The following is a 21,898-nucleotide window of genomic DNA, read 5'->3' as shown; positions in this document are numbered from 1 at the left end:
GTCCGGCGCCGGGTCCAAGCCAATCAGCCAGCCGATATCCCTGGCACACCGGGATTGTGTCCACGACCTTTTGGGTCGGTGAGATCTTTGATCCCAACGCGGCGGATGGCAGCCAAGTGGTATCGACCTACGACTCCCAATGGATGCAGAGCTACGGAGGCTGTGATGGTGTGGTGACGAACGGCTGCCAGACCGAGGCGAGAACGCCGGCCAAAGGATTCGCGCCAACCAGCATGACTCCGAAGCAGAACCCGTTCTACCTCGATCTTCCTTTTGACGACGTCAACGATCCCGTCGCCTTTGCAGAACGGGCCAGCGTCATCCCCTGGGCCAACGACCCTGGTTTCGCGGGCAATGCCCAGAACCGTTCCTTCAGCTACATGAAGAACCAATGGGTCAGGATCCGGCTGGGCAACCGCGAATGCTACGGACAGATCGAAGATGCCGGTCCGGGCCAGTATCACGACAAGGACTACGTTTTCGGTTCGAATGATGCGCGTCCGGCCAACAAGAACTTCAACGGAGCCGGCATGGATGTCTCACCTGCGCTCAACGGGTGCCTCGGTTTCTCCGAGCTTGATGGCGAGTCGGACAAAGTCGACTGGCAGTTCGTGCCACGGGACCAAGTTCCGGCGGGCCCATGGCTCAACATCGTCACGGTAAGCCAAGTGAAGTAGGCCGGGCCGTCCAAGCAATCCGGTACAAACAGTCCCTCGAAAACTGGAGGTATCAATGCAGTGGCTCAAGAAGCTGTTCCGGCACGGCAACGGCCGGCATCTCGCCCGGCCGGCCGAAGCCAAGAACCAGGGCAGGGCGGAACGTCCCGGCCCGGCATGATCACCGGTCGACCGGCTTGTGGTTCGACCGGCTTGTGGTTCGACCGCCTGCGCGGTTGACCCGCCTACGGGTTGATCTGCGGGGTCACGGCAATTTGGCGCGGAATCCCGCCCCCAACACATCGGAGAAGCGTTGGGTTCCTTGATCGATGCCGCTGCACACGTGGCTGGCCGTGTCCTCCGGAGTGTCCTGCGGGCACGACATGTCCCGGTTGAGGGACCACATGGACACTCTCTGAACCCCCTTGCTAATGGCGAAGGAGTTCAATCCCCGGGCGGCATTAAGGTCAAAGACTTCGCCCGGGAGGTCGTTCCGGCCGATCATGGGGGTCAATCCCATCTTTCCCCAGATCTGCTCGCTGTTGAGGGTCGTCCCTGCGCGCTGATAGATGATGCTGAGCTGATCGTGGGTGGACTGGGCAGCCGACGTTCCGGCGTCGAGCATGCTTTGCGATGGACTCCGGCTTGAACCGTAGTTCATGGTCATGATGTTGACGCCGGACAGCTGGACCCCGGCGGCGAGCATCTGGTCAACGGCCGAGGTTCCGGCGTCGGTCAGTCCTTGCGGGGTGACCGGAAGGGTCAGCCAAATTGACAGGGCGTGCCCTTCCTTGATCCGCTCCTTCTGGAGGGCCGCGATGGCTGAGGCTCGGCGCTGCCAGGCTGCGCTGTCCGCCAGGTTGTCGCCTTCGATGTCAAAGTCGATGGTTGCGGGGTTGTAGCGCTCCAGGACGGCCCGGTAGGCCCTTTCCAAATCTGCTGCGTTCTGGCACGAGTTGGCGAGCTCACTGTTCACTGAACCGCCGAAGGACACGGCGAAGGCGCCGCCATTCGACCGCAGCTTGGCGATCCGGTCCTCAAGCTTGAGCGACGTCTTCGCCGCATCGAGGCTGTACGTGCTACCCCAACTCGGTGTGCACGCCTGCCCAGCCAATGCCACCACAAACGCCAGGGTGACATTCTTGGTGCCCTCGCCCGCAGGTGTCTCGAAGGCGTACTGGGGGACCACGGTGACGTCGACGTAGCCGGAAAACCATGGGGGCTCGAGGGAGCCGTTTGCGTCCGTCGTAAACCGCCACACGAGGATGCCTCCCATCCCCGCCACCACAAGGACCGCGGCAATGCAGGCCCGGGCGAAAGCTGACAGCCGGCGGCGGGGTCCATTGGCTGGGGCGGACAAGCCACGGACCGCCCGCCCGACGCGCGCCCCGACCGCAACGCGGGTGCCGCTTGCCTGTTTCCTGGACACGCTCTCCCGCCATCCTTAACCCCGACTGCCCTGATTGCACCATTTGACCACGAACAGATCGGATTCGCCCCTGCTCGCACCCGGGTTTTATCCCGGTGGTTTCGACGCGTAGCGGACGAGTAGTGGCGTTGTCCGGACGTCAAGGTTGAGTGTAAAGACGGGTAGAGGCTACTCGTGTCCGCCGTCGCCCTGATTCATAGGCTGATGCTGTCAGTTGGTTGAGGGCAACGGGGGAAAGACAGGTCTCACAATGGAAACGGACGCTCTGGTCCGAGCGGCATCAGGACACGGCGGATTAATCCGAGAAGGCGTTTGCCTGGAGTTCGAGCCTGCTTTTGGGGGATCCATCACGGTCCCTCCCATGGACCCAGCGCCAATTGATGGAGCTGCCCGACGGCAGCGCGCCCTCGCAGAGAGGGCCCCTGAGCGGGGGCCGGTGGTGAATAAGCCTTTGAGACCGAGGCTTCCCCCAGTCGCCACCGGCCCCTTCAGGAAAACCGGCAGCGCGGGTTGGCGATGAGTGCCCGGGGGAAGGACATCGCATCCGGCCCGGTCCGCACGTCGAGGAAACGGGCAGGCCTATGGGCTGTCTCCTGGGTGTCGGTGCTGCTCCTGCTGACAGGCGCCACATCCCTGATCAACGGAAACCAAGTTCCGGTCGGCGGGTCCGCGAACAGCCCCACGGCTTCAGCCGAGCCGCTCTCGTCCGTCAGCTTGACGTTTGACGCGGGCCGCGCAAGCCAGATGGAGGCGGCCCGGATCTTGAAGGAGCACGGCCTCCGGGGCACGTTTTTCATCGACTCGGGCTTTGTCGGCGCACCCGACTACATGACAGCGGACAATCTCCACAGCCTTGCCGCGGACCAGAATGAAATCGGCGGACATACAGTCACCCTTGCCGATGTGACTTCGGTGGAGCCGGATGAAGCGTCGAGGCAGATCTGCAACGATCGGGCGAACCTTACGGACTGGGGCTTCAAGGTCACTTCCTTTGCCTATCCGTTCGCGGCGTCGACGCCGAAGTCGGAGGAATTGGTGGCTGCATGCGGCTACAACAGCGCGCGGGGCCTCGGCGAGATCACCACCCCGGTTGACTGCGTGGGTTGCGCGGCAGTAGAAACTGTCCGCCCTGCAGATCCCTTCCGGACACGGGCAACATCGGAGGTCGGCAGCAACTGGACGCTGGCAGACCTTGAGGCGACCGTTGCGCAAGCCGAAAAGGCCGGAGGCTGGTTGCAGCTCACCTTCTACGACGTCGACAACAGCGGCAGTCCCCGCTCCATCAGCCCCGCGTTGTTCGAGCAGTTCGCGACGTGGCTGGCGGCCAAGACCCAACAGGGGACCATGGCCGTGCGCACTGTCCATGACGTGGTCGGCGGCGTGGCGAAACCGGTGGTGAACGGTCCCGTGGCCGCGCCGGCAGCACCAGGACAGAACGCCATTCGGAACCCGGGGCTGGAGATCGCTGGAAAGTATGGCTTGCCGCAGTGCTGGCAGGTGTCGTCCTACGGCAAGAACGCCGTGGTCCTGAGCACCCTGACCCCGGGACACACCGGCGCGGTGGCCCGCCGCCTGGACGTGACCGAATACGCGTCCGGTGACGCCAAACTGCTTCCTGTCCTCGATCTCGGCGCCTGTGCTCCGAGCGTGAGCACGGGCCACAGCTATTCACTCAGGGCGTGGTACCAGTCCACCGCGAAGACACAATTCGAAGTGTATTACCGCAACAAGCTGGGCACGTGGACCTATTGGACAGCCAGTCCGTGGTTCGCGGCCAACACCAGTTACGAGCAGGCAGTCTGGGATACGCCGCCCGTTCCGGCAGGAGCCGAGGCCATCAGCTTTGGAATGAACCTCTTCAGTGATGGCCAGCTTGCTACCGATGATTACGAAATGTACGACACAGTGGGAGCTCCGTCGCCGTGATAGTTCTGCTTTCGATCTTTTTGGTCCTGGGGGTCAGCACGATCTTCTGGGCTGTTGCCGGGCTGGTCCGTCTGGCCGGTGAGGAGTCGTGGCGTGCCCGCGGCCTGTCCTACCGGATCCTCGGTTGGATCGCCATGCTGCGCGGCCGCAAGGCGCCGATCCCACGACGTCAACGGGCCCGCCATCGTTCGAAGGGAGTGCGTATCTCCCCGTCGAATGTCGCGGTCCTCGTGGCCGCCCACAACGAGGCCTTGGTCATCAAGGACACCATACTCGCCGCGTCCGCTTTGGTTCCCCGACGCAACATCCACGTCGTTTCGGACATGTCCACCGACGACACCGCAGCCATTGCGCGGGCCGCCGGGGTGAAGGTCCTGGACCTTGAACCGAACCGTGGCAAGGCCGGAGCGCTCGCAGCGGGCATCGCCCATTTCGATCTCTGCAAGCGGTTCAAGGTGGTCATGCTCCTGGACGCGGACACCCGCCCGACGCCGGATTACCTCGAAACGGGGCTCCCGCTGTTCGACGATCCCACCGTGGTTGCCGTCGCGGGACGCGCGAAGTCGATCATGAGCCCGGCGCCTCCGACGGCGATCGGCCGCTTCCTGGTGGCCTACCGGGAGCGCTTGTACATCGTGGTCCAATTGCTGCTCAAATACGGGCAGGCAGCCCGCGGCGCCAACGTCGTCTCCATAGTGCCTGGATTCGCCAGCATGTACAGAACCAGTGCGCTCGCGAAAATAGAGGTCCTGGCGCCAGGACTGGTGATCGAAGACTTCAACATGACGTTTGAGATCCATGCAAAAAAACTGGGACGGATTGCGTTCCATCCCTCCGCCGCCGTTGCGTACACCCAGGATCCGGACAACCTGAAGGACTACATCAAGCAGGTGCGGCGGTGGATCCTCGGCTTCTGGCAGACCGTCCGCCGGCACGGCCTGCAATTCAGCAGATTCTGGTTTGTCCTGGGGCTGTACATTGTTGAGCTCGTGGCCAGCTGCCTCTTCTTCGTGCTTCTGGTGCCGGCCTTCCTGCTGTCGTCACTCGCGGCCGTAGAGGTGTGGATCTTTGGAAATCGATCGGACGTCTTTGTCTTCCTGTCGGGGGTCCTGCGGCCCCAGGACGTCCTGATTGGCGTCTTCCTGCCTGACCTCTTCCTGACGGTCCTTGCCGCTGTTTCGATGCGCAACCCGCGCTTCTTGTTGATGGCTCCCTTGTTTCCGCTGATGCGGATCCTGGACGCGGTCATCTGCCTCCAGGTCTTGCCGAAGGCGTACTCGTCGAGTTCCTCGGGAGTCTGGGTCAGCCCGGTCCGGAGAATCCAACGCCAATCCCAGGAGATCGCGACGCCGGGGCCTTCCGTCGTGCGGACCGGCTAGGACACTGCCCGCGCACAGTGAGCGGACACACGGACGCCCATGCCGCACAGCCTTTGCGGCTGTGCGACATGGGCGTCCGACATTTCCGGAGTCCGCGGTGTCTTGTCGACCTTAAGGGCTCCGGGAAACGCGTGTTGCGCTAGTTGGTGACTCCGGACGTGGTGACAACGTTGAGCCACGGACCGGCCGGGACGCTGGCGCGGTCAACGAAGCGCCACGAAACGTGGTCATTGTCGCCGTTCAGCTCAGCGAAGCCCAGGCAACCGTTCAGGGCAGGGGACACATCCATGCCCGCACCCTGGCTCGGGTCGCCGGAGAAGGACTTGTTGGCCGGACGGGCGTTGTTCGCGCCGAATACGTAGGCGGAATCGTGGTAGAGGGAGCCGCTGGAAGGACCGGCATCTTCAACCTGTCCGTAGCACACGCCGCCATTGGGGCCGGTGATCTGGACCCAAGCGTTCTTCATGTAGCTGTAGCTCGAGTCCGCGCAGTGGTTGACGCCTGTTTTGGCGTTGTCCGCGGCGGCCCAGGGAATCACATTGCAACGCTGGGCGAACGCGACGCTGTCATTGACGTCGTCGTACGGCAGATCCAGGTAGAACGGGTTCTGCAAAGGCTTGGGCTGGTGCAGCGGGAAGTATCCATTGCTGGCCACGCGTTGTTCCGTGGCGCAGGTGAAGTTCGTGCCGGTGCCGGAGCTGACTCCGTCACAACCGCCGTACGTGCTGCCGGGGCAACCGCTCGCGCTGGAAGGAGTGGTTCCCATGTTGACGCCGGTGTGCTGCAAAGCCCACTGGCCGTTGTAGGTGGAGCAGACCTGGGAGCCGTCCGAAAGGCTGGCATTGAAGATCTCGCCTACCCAGAAGGTGGTGCTCACGATGTTGGTGTGCAGCGGGTAGGTCCCGGTGACAGGCAGCGGCGCTGCCGTGGGGGCGGGCGCGCTGGCGGCTGTTGTGGCCGGAGCGGGCGTCGACGGGGCGGGCTTGCTCGACGGCGTCGAGGCCGGAACGTTGCTGGGCGTGGGCGTCGACGTCGGCGCCGGCGTGGCCTTGGGAGTGGAGGAGGCGGAAGGTGCGGGGGTTGCCCGCGTGCTCGTGCTCGAAGAGCGGTCTCCGGCCTGGTAGGAGGATTTGTGCGAGGACTGGACAGCGGAGATGGTGGCGAACCCGCCGAAGGCAAGGAGCGCCACGGCGACAAGTGCTGTGATCAGGTGTTTCATATTTTGGGTGACATATCTGTTGGGGACATAGACATACGAGACCTGGGCATGGATAAGGCGATCTGCAGGCGAAAATGCCGCAGCGTCGTACACGGCCAAATGGTGTGTCACGACAGAGTTGTTACGGGAATCGGCTGCGCTTCAACTCCCCAGAAGTAGCCAGCCGGAACTTACTCTTGCGGCACCAGCTTACACAGTCAGATCACAGGGCGGTAACAGCGGATGCAAATCCGGCGGAAGGCGCGGGCTGGAAGCGAGGCTTTGGCACCCTCGCCGGGACCCTCGCCGGGAGGCTCCGTGGAGGCTCCGTGGAGCCGCCGCGGAGACCTCGTCGAGGGCCGCGTGGAGCGGGAATATTTCATGCAAGTAGCCCCGGAAAACCAAGTAGTTACCACTCAATCCAGGACTGAAACCCGGAGGTAACGTGTGGAAATGACACCGGTCCGTGCCACAGCCGTCAGGAACGTGTGTCCGGCGGCCCGAAGATGAGACAGGACCATGGACGATACCGAAGGGACCCACACCTCGCCCCCGATCATTCGGGCAGCCGAGCTCCAGGAGATTGTCGTTGCCTTGTCAGGGCCGGAACCGGCCGGGATGGTCATCTCGGGACCGGGCGGCTCAGGAATGACCACCCTCTTGGACGCCGCGGCTTCGGTGCTGGGCGGATCCTTCAGCGTGATCGCCCACAACGTCTCGGAGTCTTTCGCGGACATTCCTTTTGGAATCGCCATGGCGCTTGTTCCGGACCTGCCGGCCAGGGCCAAGGTGTGGCCCGGTTCCATCGTGGCGGCCTGCCGGAAGGCGGTGCGCGGCGCTGCGACCTCCGGATCTCCTGCCCTGCTGGTGCTGGACAACATCGATTTCCTGGATGACATGTCCCTTTGGCTCTTGAGCCAGCTGCTTGTCGAACCGGACATCCGCCTGATTGCCACCCACCGCTCGGACCGGCCGTTGAGGATGGAACTCATGGAGTCCGTGGTTTCGCGGCAGCTGTCCGTTGTGACGCTGGACGATCTCACGGAGGAGCAGCTTCGCGAATTCCTTGATGATCGCCTCGGCGGCCACGCTGCCCGCAGCCTCGTCCGGGACATCCATGCCCTCACCGGGGGCAACCTGCAGACCGCGAAGCTGCTTCTGGACGAAGCCGCAGCGCGTGGCGAGATCGTGGAGCAGGCCGATTCCTGGATGTTGTCCGGACCTATCCGCCTGGACGGTTCACAAGCGCTCGAGCTGACCCGCCACCGCCTTGAGGGCTATTCCGTGCCACAGCGGCAGGTTGTGGACCTTCTCGCCGTGGGGGAGCCGATACCCCTGGCGGTCCTTGGGCAACTTGTCCAAAAGCGCGCGATCGACGCGCTGCGGGCCGACGGAACGATCCGCATCCAAAAAGACAGCCTGGAGACCGCGACGCTGAGCCACGCCATCGAGGGGAGACTGGCCCGGCAGCAGCTGGGGTCCGTCCGGATCCTCGAACTTCACCGGAGCATCTACGTGACGTCCGCACCCGCTGCCGAGGACTCGCTCTGGGCGTTGTTCCGTCGCGTGGACCTCGAACAGGCAAGTGGTCTGCCGGTCCCCGACGCCGACCTTCTGGCCGTGGCCATCGCCGCAAACGATATTCACGACAACCGAAGGGCCCGGCGGGCCGCCGAGGCCGTGAAGGCGCCCGAACTCGCACTGCTTGCAGGTGTGGAACTGGCGAGGGCGCTCTACCAGACTAGGGATTTCCCCGGGGCCGTGACCGTCCTCAAGGGCTTGGTGGTAAACACCCCCGACGTCCTGACCGTGGATTTCGCCCACGCGGTGTGGCTTCTGCTGCATGCGCTTTTGCCGACGTCGCCCGGGGCCAGCGTGCTGCAGGCGGTCCTCCAGGATGCCCGACGGCGGCTGGAGGCTGCCGCCGTCGGCATCCAGCAGGGCGAGCCGGCCCATGCGGACTATGCGGCCGTCCGGGACGAACTGGATGTCCTCCAGCTGTACCTGGACGCCCAGAACGGCAGCTGGCCTTCAGGCAATGGCGAGCTGTTCCAAAGGCTTTGCCACAGCCAATTGGTCGACCCTGGATTGCGTACAGAAGGCCATCCATCGCCGCCGACCCAGGCCGGAGTGCTCTTGATGGCGCTCGTCTCGCAAGGGCTCGCCGTCAGCGGACGGTTCGCGGACGCCGTCGCGCTCTCGACACTGGCCCTCGAGGCCGTCGGGCGGCTGCCGCGGTGCCCCGTGGACTTCCACTCGACCGTGCTGACCATCCACGGCTCCAATCTGATCTGGCGGGGGCAATGGGGCGGCCCCGAAATGTTCTGCGCCGGTAGTTCCAGCTACAGCAACCGGATGAGCTACTTCGGTGGGTCTGCGCATCTCTACAGGGCGCTTGTCCTTGCCAGGCAGGGGAGCCTGGAACTGGCGTGCGAACAGTTCCGCCAGGCCAAGGCGCGGCTGGATGAAGCCGACCCCGACGGGCTCTTGCCACCGGCCCTCGGAGGACTTGCCGCGGCCGCGTGGTTGCTTGGCGATGTCAACCAGGTGCGTCGCGCCCTGGCAGCCTACGATTCGCGGGCCAGCGGCGGGAACTATCTTGCTTCGCAGCTCGCCGAAAGCTATTCGTCGGCCGCCCGGTCAGTGCTGGTTGGTACGGAACACTCGCACCGGAAACTCATCCAACTTGCCGGTTCCGCCGCCAAGAAGGGACACCGGGCGCTTGAAATGTTGAATCTCGGCCTGGCCGCCCGCACCGGTAGCCGGGGATACCGGCAGCTGGGGGCGGGAGTGTCCGAGCTGGTGTGGAGTGTCGAGTCCGGCATGCCGTCCGGACAGGAAGCGGGACAGGAAATGGGAACAGGACAGGTAAGCATGGGAGAAGCCCAGCAAGCGACCGAGCAGGAGGAGGCCTTCGTTTTTGACGAGCCCCACCCGGCCGGTCCGGAGGCCGGATCCTCGGTCCTTCCCGGCGTCGTCAAGCTTTCCCAGCGTGAACGCGAAGTGACCGCGTTGGTGGCCTCCGGGCTGAGTAGCGCGGAAGTCGCTGCCCGGTTGGGGATCGCCGTGAACACGGTCAACGCCCATCTGCAGCGGGTTTACGGCAAGCTCGGAGTTTCGCGCAGGCAGAAGCTTTCCGAACTGTGGGACGAGTTGGCGAAGCCGGAGGAGTAGGGCCGTCGCTCCCGGGATGAAGGCAGCGAAGCCGTTTGGTGGGACAATTACTAGGTGAGCCGCCACTCCTGGCGGTCAGCCGCTCGTGACTGCCACGTAGTCCCAACAACACGTAGTCCTGACAAGGAGCACCGGTTTTGACAATGGTTTCCACCCCCGCGTGGGGAGATGCCCAGGTTTCCGCACTCGATGACGATGAAGTCCGTCGCATCCGCAACGACTTCCCCGTTCTTGAGCAGGAAATCAATGGCAAACCGCTGATCTACCTCGATTCCGGAGCCACCTCGCAGAACCCCCGGAGCGTGCTTGAGGCCGAGCAGGAATTCTATGAGCAGCGGAACTCAGCCGTCCATCGCGGCGCGCACCACCTTGCGGTAGAGGCGACGGACGCCTTCGAAGACGCGCGTGCCACCGTGGCACGTTTCGTGGGCGCGCAGGACGATGAACTGATCTGGACCGCCAACGCCACAGCGGGCCTGAACCTCCTGGCCTATTCGTTGTCGAACGCCAGCGTGGATGGGGCCGCCGGCGGCGCCGAGCGTTTCGCCTTGAAACCGGGCGACGAAGTGCTTGTCACCGAAATGGAACACCATGCCAACCTGATCCCTTGGCAGGAGCTGTGCCGGAGGACCGGGGCGACACTCAAGTACATCCCCATTGACGACGCCGGTGCGCTGCGCCTTGAGGAAGCGGCGCGCCTCATGACCGCGCGCACCAGGATCCTGGCCTTCACCCACACTTCGAACGTGCTCGGCAACATCAACCCCGTGGACGTGCTGGTCCGGATGGCACGCGAGGTAGGCGCCTTGGTGGTCCTGGACGCCTGCCAGTCCGCGCCGCACCTGCCTTTGGACTTCAAGGCCCTGGACGTGGACTTCGCCGTTTTCTCCGGCCACAAAATGCTGGGGCCCACGGGGATCGGCGCGGTCTACGGGCGCAGCGAATTGCTCAATGCCATGCCGCCGTTCCTGACGGGCGGTTCCATGATCACCACGGTGACCATGGAAGAAGCCCGGTACCTGCCGGCCCCGCAACGCTTCGAGGCCGGAACCCAGCCTATTTCTCAGGCCGTGGCCCTCGCCGCCGCCGCAAACTACCTCAGTGAAACGGGAATGCACCGGATTGCCCTACGCGAGGCGGAGCTCGGCCAAAAGCTTGTCACGGGCCTCAGCGCCATCGACGGCGTGCGTGTGCTTGGACCCGGGCAGGGGGAAGAACGGACCGGGCTTGCCGCGTTCGACGTCGCCGGAGTGCACGCGCACGACGTCGGGCAGTACCTCGACAACCTGGGCATCGCTGTCCGGGTGGGCCACCATTGCGCCCAGCCACTGCACCGCAGGCTGGGCCTGAGCGCAACCACGAGGGCCAGTACCTACCTGTACACCACATCCGAAGAAGTCGACATGTTCATTGAGGCCGTTGCCCAGGTCAGGCCCTACTTTGGGGTAACCGCTGCCGGAGCCGCATCATGAGCGGCCTGGACTCCCTGTACCAGCAGCTGATCCTGGAGCACTCCAAGGCCCGCAGCGGGGGAGACCTTGCCAAGCTTCCGGACGCGGCGGACGCGGGACAGAATGGGACGGGACAGAGTGGGACGGGACAGAGCCACCAGCTCAATCCCGTGTGTGGAGACGAAATTACCCTCCGGCTGAGCCTGGGCACCGACGGGGACGGACAAACCGTCACCGAAATCCACTGGGACGGTGACGGTTGTGCCATTTCGATGGCGTCCGCGTCCATACTCAGTGAAATGGCACCGGGCATGTCCCCGGTGTCCCTTCGCCACACGATCGATCACTTCAGGGAATTGATGCGTTCGCGCGGCAAGCTGGAAGCGGATGAGGAATTGCTCCAGGATGCTGCCGCCCTGGCCGGGGTGGCCAAATACCCTGCCCGCGTCAAGTGCGCCATGCTCGCATGGGTTGCCGCGGAGGACGCACTGCGCCAGGCCGAGGCGAGCCAAGGGGTGTCCCGGGCTCTCTAATGCGCGGGACCGAAGGTCGAGTAGCGTCCACTCTATTTCGGGCACTTGGCCGGACCTAGCCTCGAAGCATGATTACCTTGGAGAGCAGGCGCGAATGGCGCCGGAGCCAGCATCGGGTCCGCCGGGCGGAGTTCGTGGTTGTGGGAATGTTGCTCGTCCTCGTCGCGGCGACCATCCTTGCCGCCGTCGCGGGGCTGGTGCAGTAGAAGCCGGAAGCTCCAACGCAGCCACGCTGCGTCGTTCACGGCTGGCTATATGACGTTGGAAAACGGACGAACAAAGAAAAGAAAAGCTCGGACCCGCAAAAACCGGTCCGAGCTTTTTTTGTACCGTTGGCCTAGTCATCGCATCATTTGGGTACCGCTGCGATGAGCACCGAAATTGACATGATACCGAGAATTGCCCAAACAAAGATCAATGACCAGTTCTTCTCGTGGGCTTTCCTGTGGGCCCCATGCCACACTCGTTCCATACTATTCGCGTCCATATCAGCAAGGTATTCCTGCCGATTCCGCCCAAACAGCGTGCCAACCACCCTACTTGAACAGCTCATTACTCCAATTGAAATATCGGCTACTCGTATCATTCCCAGCAGGGCATTTCCTGGGTAACAGCACTCAAAACCCCGGGAATCACTGCGGTTCGGAGATCCCTGGAGAAGAACGATAGGCTGTTTCAGCGCATCCGGAAGTGCTTAGGCCTCAAGCCAATGCAGCCGCTGCGTGCCGTTAGGGAAGGACCGAGTGTTGAAGATTCTGGTGCAAGGCGATCTGGGCCAGGTGGCCTACCACGTAGGTGACGAGGCGATGGCAATCGCCGCGGCCGATGAGCTTCGAGCCCGGTTGCACGCCGGAATCGTCCTCCTCACTCGTGACCCGGGACAGACCAGGGAACTTTACGGCACGGACGCGATAGGCACCTTGGTGTTCCCTTGGCCGCCCGCCGAACGCAGCAAGCACTTGGAGCTCGTCCGCCGGGCCGCCCGCGGAGACCGGACTGCCTTGCCCCCGGAAGATTCCGTGTGGCAGGTCATCGACGAGGTGAAGTCGGCCGACGGCGTGCTGATCGCCGGCGGCGGCAACATGAATTCCTTGTATGGATGGTTGCTCTATGAACGCGCGGCACTGGGCCTTATCGCAAAGGAACTGGGCAAGCCCTTGGTTGTGAGCGGCCAGACCTTTGGTCCCACGCTGTTGCCCCAGGATCAGCACGTTCTTCACGAACTCCTGGATTACGCAGCATTGGTTGGCGCGCGGGAGCCGTCCTCCTACGCGTTGGGCTTCCAGATGGGCTTGGATTCCGGGAAACTGACCCGGGTACTGGACGATGCCAGCTTCCTGGTCCCGCCCGGAACGCTTGGGGTTGCACCCGGATCGGCAGGCCTGAAGGATCCGGCGGCGGAGGAATTCGAGCCTCCGAGCGGCCCCTTCATCGCAGCGACCTTCGGTCCGGAATCCTGGCGGGACGGAACCCGCAGCCTCGCGAAACTGGGAGAAGTATTGGACCGGGCCGTGGAGCTGACCGGGCTTCCCGTGTACCTGATCCCGCATGTGGGCCCTTTGGGCCACGATGGCCAGGGTGGTGACCACGAGTCCCATGAGACCGTTGTGGCACACTCCCGGAACGGCCGGATTCACGTATGCCCCGTCCTTCCGGCCCCCGCAGCCGCGGCATTGACCGTGGCAGCGGAGCTGGTGCTGACAAACCGCTACCACCCTGTGGTCTTCGGCCTCGCGGCCGGCGTGCCCGTGGTTGCGCTCGCGAATGACTCCTATTCGGACGTGAGACTGCACGGAGCCATGGGCAATTGGGGCGTGCAGGACTGGGCGTTGCCGCTGAGCAGCCTCGACATCGGTGGTTTCGACCACGCCATCGCTGAGGCCTGGGCGAGGCGCGCGGAAATCCGTGAGCACCTCGAATCGTTGCGTCCCGGGATACGCGCAGTTCACGAGAACTGGTGGGACGCCGTCGCAAGCATTTTCTCGGCAACGGATGCCGAGGCAGCAAAGGGGCTGGGGGACGTCGTGACGCTTGGATCGGACTCGGAATGGGCCACGCAGGCCAGGGGACAACGCGGCCAGTTCCGTGCCTTGAGCGGCGGAATCGCCAGCCTCTGGACGGAGTGGGACGATGTCCGCTCGCAACGCGATCTACTGGTGCATGAACGGAATGAAGTGATGGAAGAAAATGAACGAATAGTGCGATCACGATCGTTCAGGGCCGCTTCCCTGTTGCGCCGGGGCGCCGGCGTGCTGCGCCGTGCTGCAGGAGGCCGTCGATGAACGCCCAGGCCCGCGTAGCCGTCGTCGTCCGCACGAAGAACCGACCGGTCCTCCTGCGCCGCGCGCTCGAGGACATCTTTGACCAGTCCTTCGAGGATGTTGCGGTGGTCGTCGTGAACGACGGCGGGGATCCCGTTCCCGTGGATGCGCTCGCCAGGACCTGGGACCACCTTCCCGCCGGCAAGCTGACGATCCTCCACCATGAGGCCAGCAAAGGCATGGAGGCTGCGTCCAACGCGGGAATCCAAGCAAGCGCTTCGGAGTTCATTTCCATTCACGACGACGACGATCGTTGGCACAGGGACTTCTTGAAGAAGACCGTGGGGTTCCTCGACGGGACGCCGCAGGCCCAGGGCGTGGCTGTCCGCACGGACATCGTCTATGAGGAGGTCCGCGGGGGAGTCATCGAGCAGACCGGTTCCCAAGGCTTTGAGCGTGAGCTTCGGGCGATCACGCTGTCGGACATGCTTCGCAGCAATCGTGTGGTCCCGATTTCCTTCCTCTACCGCCGTGCTGTCCACGAGCGGATCGGGGGCTACAACGAAGCGTTGGACGCGGTGGGCGACTGGGAGTTCAATCTTCGGTTCCTCTCAGCGTTCCCTATCGAGCTGCTGGACGGCGAGCCCCTCGCGTTTTGGTGCCAGCGACCATCAGAGCGCGGCGACATGGGAAACAGCGTCATAGCCGGTGCCGATGACCACGAGAAGTTCGACCGCTACGTGCGTGATGTCTACCTTCGCGAAGAGGCCGGCAAGTCTGGATATGGAACCTTGCTCTATTTGGCCCAGATGCACGGCCAGCAAGAAGGCTCAATCCATGAATTGCGCGAATTGGCCGAGCGGATTCATTCAAGCGTGGACGAGCTCGGACGAAGGATGGCGTCCTTGGAAGAGACCGTCCTGAACAGGACGAGCTTTACCGATCTTGCGAGGCGTCCCGGCCGGTTGACCGGCAGGATCGTCCGGTTCTTGCGCGGCAACCGCTAAAAGCCGGCCCATCCGCCGTCGTCCGGTTGTTCCTCCCGCGTGACCCGGCGGTAGTGCCGGTTGCGGGCTTTGAGCACGACGGCGGCAAGCACCGCCGCGGCGAGGGAACCAGCGAGGATGGCCACTTTCGCGTGGTCATCGTGCGGAGAGCCGGAGCCGAAGCCCAGCTCGGCGATCAGGAGGGAGACGGTGAAACCGACGCCCGCCAGCATGGCCAGCCCCGCGACGTCGATCCACCCGAGGCCGTCATCGAGCCGCGCACGGGTGGTCTTGGTGATGAGGAATGTGGTGCCGAAGACTCCTGCCGCCTTGCCCGCCACGAGGGCCAGGACGATGCCGATCGCCACCGGGTCGCGCAGGGCAGCTCCGAGGCCCCCGGCGCCGCCCAAAGCCACCCCGGCGGAGAAGAACGCGAAAACAGGCACCGCAAAGCCGGCGGAGAACGGACGCAAGCGGTGCTCGAAGCTTTCGGCGAGCCCCGCCGCTGGCTCGCCTTTCTTGCCGGAGGCCACGACCGGCACCGCGAAACCGAGCAGGACACCCGCGACGGTGGCGTGGATTCCCGAGGCATGGACGAAGGCCCAGGTGGCTGCGGCCAGGGGGAGCAGCAGGTACCAGCTCCGGACGCGTTTCTGGACCAGAACGGTAAAGAGGGCCAACGGCACGGCGGCGGCCAGCAGCATGAGGGGCTCCAGGCCGCTCGAGTAGAAGAACGCGATGATGCCGATGGCAATCAAGTCGTCCACCACCGCGAGTGTCAGCAGGAAGGTTCGCAACGCCGCGGGCAAATGCGTGTTGATGACCGCGAGGACGGCCAGGGCGAAGGCGATGTCGGTGGCGGTGGGAATGGCCCAACCCCGGAGCGTTTCCTGGCCTGAGCCGAGGTTGATGACCACGTAAATGAGCGCGGGAAGAAGCACGCCGCCCACTGCTGCCGCCACCGGGACGATCGCTTTTGCGGGCTTCCGCAGTTCCCCGGCCACGAATTCGCGCTTGAGCTCCAGCCCCGCAATGAAGAAGAACACGGCCAGGAGCCCATCGGAGGCCCAATGGCCCAGGCTCAATTCGAGATGCCAGGGGGCGTAGCCGATTTTGACGTCGCGCAGCGCGAAGTAGCCCTGGGCGAGGGGTGAGTTTGCCCAGACGAGCGCGGCTACCGTGGCGGCGAGCAGGAGTGCCCCGCCAACGGTTTCAGTGCGCAGAATAGCCAAGATCCGCTGATACTCGGGGAAACTGGAACGGCTGAAAACCCTGGTTGGCTCAGCGGGGTGCGTGCGGTTCGCCATGTGGCTCCTCGGGGAGTGCGGGGTCGACAAAACTATGCCGACCAGACTTCCCGGCGCACCTGTGTTCTATTTTACCCGAAGGGTCACCCACCCCGCCGGGCCCCCAACTGGCTCGCAGTTGTTGTCGTTATGAGGCGTCAAAACGACAACAAATGCGAGTCAGTTGGGGCCGGGAGGGGCGTTACGTGAGCAGCGCCGCGATCCCGATGACCGCCGTCGCGAGTCCGAGCACCATGGAGATGGTGACCAACACGACGTGCACCGTGAGGAACTTCGTGGCTTTCCCGTTGGCGTCGTGGGCACGGGAGTCCGCCATGACACGCCGCAGGAACTGTGGCCACACGATGAGGGACCACGCACCCGCGACGATCAGGACGATCGACAGCCCGGCTCCCAGCTGCACGCTAGTGGCTTTCGAGCCAGGCCTGGGCCTGCTGCGACTGGATGTTCAAGGCCTTGCCCACCATCGGTTCGGCTGCGTCGGCGATCTTGCCGCCGAGGAACGGAACCGACGACGTGACGGCACCTTCGAGCTCGACGCGGGTGTTGCCGCCGTCGGCCACGAGGCGCTGCACTGCGGTGACATCCAGCGGGGCGCCGGAGATCTTGAGGGAGATGTTGCTGCTTCGGGAGCCGTCGGCGGTCGGGGCGTCCCACTTCTCGGTCTGGGTGACGGTGAGCTTCTCGCCCACGAACTTGCGGGCGATCTCCGGAAGGCGCGTGGTGGGCAGCGTGCGGACCGTGGTGGTGGTGAAGGCGCCGGCGACGTCGCCGTCGATCTGGAATGATTCCAACGTGCCGCCGACGTACTCGCTCGTGTGGCGCAGGAAGTCTTCGTCAATGAAAGTAGCGGCTACGCGGTCGACGCCGTAGGGCAGGGTGGTGGATGCGTTCAGGGCCATGGGGGTCCTCCGTGAATATCTCGGTTGAAAGCTCTTGCGGCTCCCAAACATCCTACGGTGTGGTCGGGGTAGGCTAGGAACGGCCCGGGATTCGAAAGAATTTCGGGTTTTCGTGCTGCCTTCCCCCATCCGTCTTCCCTCTTCCGAGGAGTGCCAAATGAGCCCCAAAGGCCAACCGTCAGCGGTCAACTCCGGAATCAGCCCTGCCGCTGCTGTCGCATCCCTTGATGGATTGCGGCGTGCCCTGGGTGAGGACCGGACGTTCTCGCGGGTCAGGCCCGAGGCTTCGCGGACGTTCAGTGAACGCAGCAACGATTACCAGATCAGCGCCCCCGCAGGCTTGAGGGCTGCGCTGCTGGCAGAGATGGCCGACGGCCTCGCCTCCCGGAATCCCGACGACAGCGCGGTGGTGCTGGCCGTCACGGCAACCGGCCGCGAAGCTGAGGACCTTACCGCGGCTTTGGCTGCCTACCTTCCCGCGGACTCGGTAGCGGCCTTCCCCAGCTGGGAAACCCTGCCGCACGAAAGGCTCTCCCCGCGTTCGGACACGGTGGGACGCAGGCTTTCCGTCCTTCGGCGCCTGGCCCACCCGGAGAGCTCGACGGCGGGGCCGCTGCGGGTGGTCGTGGCGCCGGTCCGCGCCGTGGTCCAGCCGGTCGTGGCGGGCCTCGGAGAACTGGTCCCCGTGACGTTGAGGGTGGGGCAGGAAATGCCCTTCAGCGACGTGGTACGCCGCCTTGCCGACGCTGCCTATTCGCGCGTGGACATGGTTACCCACCGCGGTGAATTCGCCGTCAGGGGCGGTATTTTGGACGTTTTCCCACCCACCGAAGACCACCCGATCAGGGTGGAATTCTTCGGCGACGAGGTGGACCAGATGCGCTGGTTTGCCGTGGCAGACCAGCGTTCGCTCACCGGCCCGGCCGTGCACCACCCCACCGAATTGCACGCGCCGCCGTGCCGGGAAATCCTCATCACGCCGTCGGTCATGTCCCGGGCGGCCAAGCTCAAGGCCGACTTGCCGGCCGCCGCGGACATGTTGGAAAAGATCGCCGGTGGCATCGCCGTCGAGGGCATGGAGTCCCTGGCTCCGGTCCTGGTGGACGCCATGGTGCCGTTCGTGGACCAGTTGCCGGCCGGTTCGATCGGTGTGGTCATTGAGCCGGAGAAGGTCCGCACCCGCGCGCACGACCTCGCGGCCACCAACGAGGAGTTCCTCGAAGCAGCCTGGTCCACGGCGTCCGACGGCGGGTCGGCGCCCCTCGATCTCGACTCGGTATTGGGCTCCCAAGCCGCTTCAGCGTTGCACACGGCCAGCTTCCAATCCTTGACGGATACCCGGAGCGCAGCCCTGGCCCACGGTGTCTCCTGGTGGTCCATCACGTCCTTGGCCACGGACGAGGAATTGGTCCTCGACATCGACGTCCTCAACCTGCACGCCCGCGAACCGCGCGGTTACCAGGGCGACGTCGCGGAGATGCTCGAATTCATCGGCTCGCACGTCCGCGAGCAATGGCGCATCGTGGTGGCGACGGATGGCCCTGGGCCCGCCCAGCGTCTCGCCGAGTTGTTCCATGATGCCGATATCCCGTGCTCCCGCGTCGAATCCCTGGCCCACGAGCCCCAGGCCGGAATCATCGAGGTGACCACTGCCGCCGTCGGACGCGGTTTTGTCCTGGACGGCCTCAAACTGGGGCTGCTGACGGAAGCGGACCTCCTGGGCCGCACCTCGGCCGGGTCCACGAAGGACATGCGGCGCATGCCTTCCAAACGCCGCAACGCCGTCGACCCCCTCCAGCTGCACGCCGGTGACTTCGTGGTCCACGAACAGCACGGGATCGGCAAGTTCGTGGAGCTGATCCAGCGCAAGGTGGCCGGCTCCTCCTCCGGTCCCTCCGGCGGAGACGCGGGTCTTCGCGAGTACCTCGTGCTCGAGTACGCGGCGTCCAAACGGGGTGCCCCCGGCGACCGGCTTTTCGTGCCGACGGACCAGCTGGACCAGGTGACCCGCTACGTCGGGGGCGACACGCCGTCGTTGAGCAAGATGGGCGGAGCGGACTGGGCAAGCACCAAGTCCAAGGCCCGCAAGGCCGTCAAGGAAATCGCGGGCGAGCTCATCAGGCTGTACTCGGCCCGCATGGCCTCGCGCGGGCACGCCTTCGCGCCGGACACGCCCTGGCAGCGGGAGCTCGAGGAAGCCTTCCCGTATGTGGAGACGCCGGACCAGCTCACTACCATCAATGAGGTCAAGGCCGACATGGAGCGGGAAATCCCGATGGACCGGCTGGTCTCGGGAGACGTCGGCTACGGGAAGACCGAGATCGCCGTCCGTGCTGCGTTCAAGGCGGTGCAGGACGGCAAACAGGTCGCGGTGCTGGTTCCCACCACGCTGCTCGCCCAGCAGCACTACGAGACATTCACCGAGCGCTTCTCCGGATTCCCCTTGCGCGTCAAGCCGCTGTCGCGGTTCCAAGGTGCGAAGGAAGCCAAGGAAACCATAGAGGGAGTCAGGAACGGCTCCGTGGATGTGGTCATTGGCACGCACCGCCTGCTGTCCAAGGACTTCGAGTTCAAGGATCTCGGACTGGTGATCGTGGACGAGGAGCAGCGCTTCGGCGTGGAGCACAAGGAAGCCCTCAAGAAGATGCGCACCAACGTGGACGTCCTTGCCATGAGCGCCACGCCCATCCCGCGTACCTTGGAAATGTCCCTCACCGGCATCCGCGAAACGTCCACGCTGGCCACACCGCCGGAGGAGCGGCACCCCGTGCTGACGTACGTCGGGCCGTTCACCAACAAGCAGACCTCCGCGGCGATCCGGCGCGAACTCATGCGCGAAGGCCAGGTCTTCTTCGTCCACAACCGGGTGTCCTCGATTGAGCGCATCGCTGCCCAGATCCGGGAACTCGTCCCGGAAGCCCGGGTCGAAGTGGCGCATGGGCAGATGTCCGAGAGCCGCCTGGAAAAGATCATCGTGGACTTCTGGGAGAAGCGCTTTGACGTCCTGGTCTGCACCACCATCATCGAAACCGGCCTGGATATTTCCAACGCCAACACCCTGATCGTGGACGGCGCGGACAAGTACGGCCTGTCCCAGCTCCACCAGTTGCGCGGACGCGTGGGCCGTGGCCGCGAACGCGCCTACGCGTACTTCCTGTACCCGAGCGAGAAGCCCCTGGGCGAAGTGGCGCTCGAGCGGCTCAAAGCCGTTGCCACCCACAACGAACTCGGCGCCGGCATGCAATTGGCCATGAAGGACCTCGAAATCCGCGGCGCCGGCAACCTGCTGGGCGGTGAGCAATCCGGGCACATCCAAGGTGTCGGCTTCGACCTGTACATCCGGCTGGTGGGTGAAGCCGTGGCCGAATACCGCGGCGAGGCAGAGGAGAAGGCCGCCGACATGAAGATCGAGCTGCCCGTCAATGCCCACCTGCCGCACGACTACGTGCCGGGCGAACGCCTTCGCCTCGAGGCCTACCGGAAACTGGCCGCAGCCATCACCAACGATGCCATCGACGAGGTCCTGGCTGAACTCGTGGACCGTTACGGTGAGCCGCCGCTGCCCGCGAAGAACCTGATCGCCGTCGCCCGCTTCAGGGTGGGTGCCCGCGAAGCCGGGCTGTCCGACGTCGCGCTCCAAGGAAACTTCATCCGTTTCTCGCCCGCCCAGCTGCCTGAATCCAAGGTCATGCGGCTCAACCGCATGTACCCGGGCTCGCAGATCAAGCCGGCCCTCGACGCCGTGCTGCTCCCCAAGCCGAAGACGGCGAGGATCGGCGGCCGGGACCTGCAGGACGCCGAGATCCTGGAGTGGGCCAACACCGTGATCGAAGCTGTCTTCGCGGCTTCGCCGAATGCGCCCGCTTCGCAGACCGCAGGCTAAACGATGATGGGAGGACATCACGCCGCGTCCGGGGCCGCGGCGTGGATAGCTATCGCTTCAACCGGCCCGTACGCGCTGGGCTGGTACCCGCTGGACGCCACCGGAATCCTCATAGGCGCCATGACGACGGCGGGGACTGCCTTGGTGTGCGACTGGGACCACCGCTCAAGCACCATCGCCCACTCGCTGCCGCCGCTGTCCAATGTGATTGCCGTCGGGATCGAGAAGGCCAGCGGAGGGCACCGGCAGGGAACCCATTCGCTGCTGGGCGCTTCGGCTTTCGTGGTGCTCGCCGCCATGGCTGCCCAGTTCCAGCTGGACACTCCCGTGGGCCGTTTGTCGATCGGGGCCGGGCTCTTGTGCATGTTCATGATCAATTTGGCCGCCAATGCACTCAAGCTGTTCCCGAAATCCGGGTGGATCGCCAACTGGGTCTTTGCCCTGGCCATGGCCGGGCTCGTCACGTGGTTCGCTCCGCATCAGTGGAGCTGGCTGCCCTTGGCCATGCTCACCGGCGTCGTGGTCCACATTGTGGGGGACATGATCACCACCGGGGGAGTGCCGCTGCTGTGGCCCATCGTCATCAAGCCGCCGAAGTTCTGGCGCAAGCTGCCCCTGGTCAGCGGGATCTGGCGATCCAACGGCGCCTTCTCCATCCCGCTGCTCGGCAAGGCCGGTTCGCGGCGGGAATGGCTGGTCCTCATTCCCGTGGGCGGCTATGCCATGGTCGGATTCGGGCTGGCGGCGTGGGCATTGCTCCGAAACAAGTGGCCGGCACTCCTGGCCCTCATGCTCGGCGTGGATGGATGAGGG

The 21,898-nt window shown here is 64.5% G+C and carries 16 protein-coding genes; 11 read left to right on the top strand and 5 right to left on the bottom strand.

Annotated features, from left to right (window positions below; all coding sequences use genetic code 11):
* Positions 1-233 precede the first annotated feature (233 nt).
* Positions 234-677, top strand: a complete 444-nt coding sequence (locus ACSBOX_RS15045) for a hypothetical protein (protein WP_241707973.1) — start codon at positions 234-236, stop codon at positions 675-677.
* Between the two features lie 244 nt (positions 678-921).
* Here the strand turns inward: ACSBOX_RS15045 and ACSBOX_RS15040 are convergent, their stop codons facing one another.
* On the bottom strand, positions 922-2,085 hold the full coding sequence (locus tag ACSBOX_RS15040; protein ID WP_442543170.1) for a chitinase: 1,164 nt from the start codon (positions 2,083-2,085) through the stop codon (positions 922-924).
* Positions 2,086-2,601: 516 nt separating this feature from the next.
* On the opposite strand from ACSBOX_RS15040, the gene ACSBOX_RS15035 reads away from it, so the two are divergent.
* Both ACSBOX_RS15035 and ACSBOX_RS15030 read left to right on the top strand, forming a co-directional pair.
* Positions 2,602-4,011 carry a polysaccharide deacetylase family protein gene (locus ACSBOX_RS15035; protein ID WP_442543169.1) on the top strand — a complete coding sequence of 470 codons (1,410 nt, stop codon included), beginning with the start codon at positions 2,602-2,604 and terminating at the stop codon, positions 4,009-4,011.
* The gene (locus ACSBOX_RS15030) at positions 4,008-5,390 is read left to right on the top strand and encodes a glycosyltransferase family 2 protein (protein ID WP_442543168.1); all 1,383 of its coding nucleotides are present in this window, start codon (positions 4,008-4,010) and stop codon (positions 5,388-5,390) included. The genes ACSBOX_RS15035 and ACSBOX_RS15030 overlap by 4 nt, the downstream gene beginning before the upstream one ends.
* A gap of 139 nt (positions 5,391-5,529) precedes the next feature.
* Here the strand turns inward: ACSBOX_RS15030 and ACSBOX_RS15025 are convergent, their stop codons facing one another.
* Complete coding sequence (locus ACSBOX_RS15025; RefSeq protein ID WP_442543167.1) at positions 5,530-6,720, bottom strand: hypothetical protein; 1,191 nt, start codon at positions 6,718-6,720, stop codon at positions 5,530-5,532.
* A 387-nt stretch (positions 6,721-7,107) separates the two neighbouring features.
* Between ACSBOX_RS15025 and ACSBOX_RS15020 the strand changes: the two genes are divergently transcribed.
* From ACSBOX_RS15020 to ACSBOX_RS14995, 6 genes are all read left to right on the top strand, one after another.
* Positions 7,108-9,762 (top strand): LuxR C-terminal-related transcriptional regulator, encoded by a 2,655-nt coding sequence (locus ACSBOX_RS15020; RefSeq protein ID WP_442543166.1) that lies wholly within the window; start codon positions 7,108-7,110, stop codon positions 9,760-9,762.
* Between the two features lie 137 nt (positions 9,763-9,899).
* Positions 9,900-11,234 (top strand): SufS family cysteine desulfurase, encoded by a 1,335-nt coding sequence (locus ACSBOX_RS15015; RefSeq protein WP_442543165.1) that lies wholly within the window; start codon positions 9,900-9,902, stop codon positions 11,232-11,234.
* The gene (gene sufU, locus ACSBOX_RS15010; RefSeq protein ID WP_442543164.1) at positions 11,231-11,746 is read left to right on the top strand and encodes a Fe-S cluster assembly sulfur transfer protein SufU; all 516 of its coding nucleotides are present in this window, start codon (positions 11,231-11,233) and stop codon (positions 11,744-11,746) included. The genes ACSBOX_RS15015 and sufU overlap by 4 nt, the downstream gene beginning before the upstream one ends.
* Before the next feature lie 68 nt (positions 11,747-11,814).
* Positions 11,815-11,952 carry a hypothetical protein gene (locus ACSBOX_RS15005; RefSeq protein WP_171983394.1) on the top strand — a complete coding sequence of 46 codons (138 nt, stop codon included), beginning with the start codon at positions 11,815-11,817 and terminating at the stop codon, positions 11,950-11,952.
* A 537-nt stretch (positions 11,953-12,489) separates the two neighbouring features.
* Complete coding sequence (locus tag ACSBOX_RS15000) at positions 12,490-14,028, top strand: polysaccharide pyruvyl transferase family protein (RefSeq protein WP_442543163.1); 1,539 nt, start codon at positions 12,490-12,492, stop codon at positions 14,026-14,028.
* Positions 14,025-15,014, top strand: a complete 990-nt coding sequence (locus tag ACSBOX_RS14995) for a glycosyltransferase family 2 protein (protein WP_442543162.1) — start codon at positions 14,025-14,027, stop codon at positions 15,012-15,014. Before ACSBOX_RS15000 ends, ACSBOX_RS14995 begins: the two co-directional genes overlap by 4 nt.
* Here ACSBOX_RS14995 and nhaA read toward each other — a convergent pair.
* The 3 genes from nhaA to ACSBOX_RS14980 form a co-directional block, all read right to left on the bottom strand.
* On the bottom strand, positions 15,011-16,300 hold the full coding sequence (gene nhaA, locus ACSBOX_RS14990; protein WP_442543161.1) for a Na+/H+ antiporter NhaA: 1,290 nt from the start codon (positions 16,298-16,300) through the stop codon (positions 15,011-15,013). The two genes, ACSBOX_RS14995 and nhaA, sit on opposite strands and share 4 nt — an antisense overlap.
* 181 nt (positions 16,301-16,481) lie before the next feature.
* A complete protein-coding gene (locus ACSBOX_RS14985; RefSeq protein ID WP_442543160.1) occupies positions 16,482-16,703 on the bottom strand; it encodes an SCO4848 family membrane protein in 222 nt (73 codons plus the stop codon).
* Between the two features lies 1 nt (position 16,704).
* Complete coding sequence (locus tag ACSBOX_RS14980) at positions 16,705-17,202, bottom strand: DUF2505 domain-containing protein (RefSeq protein ID WP_241707960.1); 498 nt, start codon at positions 17,200-17,202, stop codon at positions 16,705-16,707.
* 157 nt (positions 17,203-17,359) lie between these two features.
* Between ACSBOX_RS14980 and mfd the strand changes: the two genes are divergently transcribed.
* Positions 17,360-21,085 carry a transcription-repair coupling factor gene (gene mfd, locus ACSBOX_RS14975; protein ID WP_442543159.1) on the top strand — a complete coding sequence of 1,242 codons (3,726 nt, stop codon included), beginning with the start codon at positions 17,360-17,362 and terminating at the stop codon, positions 21,083-21,085.
* Between the two features lie 3 nt (positions 21,086-21,088).
* Entirely contained in the window at positions 21,089-21,895 is an 807-nt protein-coding gene (locus tag ACSBOX_RS14970; protein ID WP_442543158.1) for a metal-dependent hydrolase, read from the top strand.
* Positions 21,896-21,898 lie beyond the last annotated feature (3 nt).

It is taken from the genome of Arthrobacter sp. KN11-1C, from assembly GCF_052180225.1.
Classification (GTDB): Bacteria; Actinomycetota; Actinomycetes; order Actinomycetales; family Micrococcaceae; genus Arthrobacter.
The sequence above is the reverse complement of the archived record's forward strand: the minus strand, read 5'-3'. Positions and strand labels throughout refer to the sequence as shown.

Bases quoted from the DNA above. Each gene is read 5' to 3' on its own strand.
- ACSBOX_RS15045 (WP_241707973.1), top strand. From the start codon at position 234: ATGACTCCGAAGCAGAACCCGTTCTACCTCGATCTTCCTTTTGACGAC.
- ACSBOX_RS15035 (WP_442543169.1), top strand. From the start codon at position 2,602: ATGAGTGCCCGGGGGAAGGACATCGCATCCGGCCCGGTCCGCACGTCG.
- ACSBOX_RS15020 (WP_442543166.1), top strand. From the start codon at position 7,108: ATGGACGATACCGAAGGGACCCACACCTCGCCCCCGATCATTCGGGCA.
- sufU (WP_442543164.1), top strand. From the start codon at position 11,231: ATGAGCGGCCTGGACTCCCTGTACCAGCAGCTGATCCTGGAGCACTCC.
- ACSBOX_RS15005 (WP_171983394.1), top strand. From the start codon at position 11,815: ATGATTACCTTGGAGAGCAGGCGCGAATGGCGCCGGAGCCAGCATCGG.
- ACSBOX_RS14995 (WP_442543162.1), top strand. From the start codon at position 14,025: ATGAACGCCCAGGCCCGCGTAGCCGTCGTCGTCCGCACGAAGAACCGA.
- nhaA (WP_442543161.1), bottom strand. From the start codon at position 16,300: ATGGCGAACCGCACGCACCCCGCTGAGCCAACCAGGGTTTTCAGCCGT.
- ACSBOX_RS14980 (WP_241707960.1), bottom strand. From the start codon at position 17,202: ATGGCCCTGAACGCATCCACCACCCTGCCCTACGGCGTCGACCGCGTA.
- mfd (WP_442543159.1), top strand. From the start codon at position 17,360: ATGAGCCCCAAAGGCCAACCGTCAGCGGTCAACTCCGGAATCAGCCCT.
- ACSBOX_RS14970 (WP_442543158.1), top strand. From the start codon at position 21,089: ATGATGGGAGGACATCACGCCGCGTCCGGGGCCGCGGCGTGGATAGCT.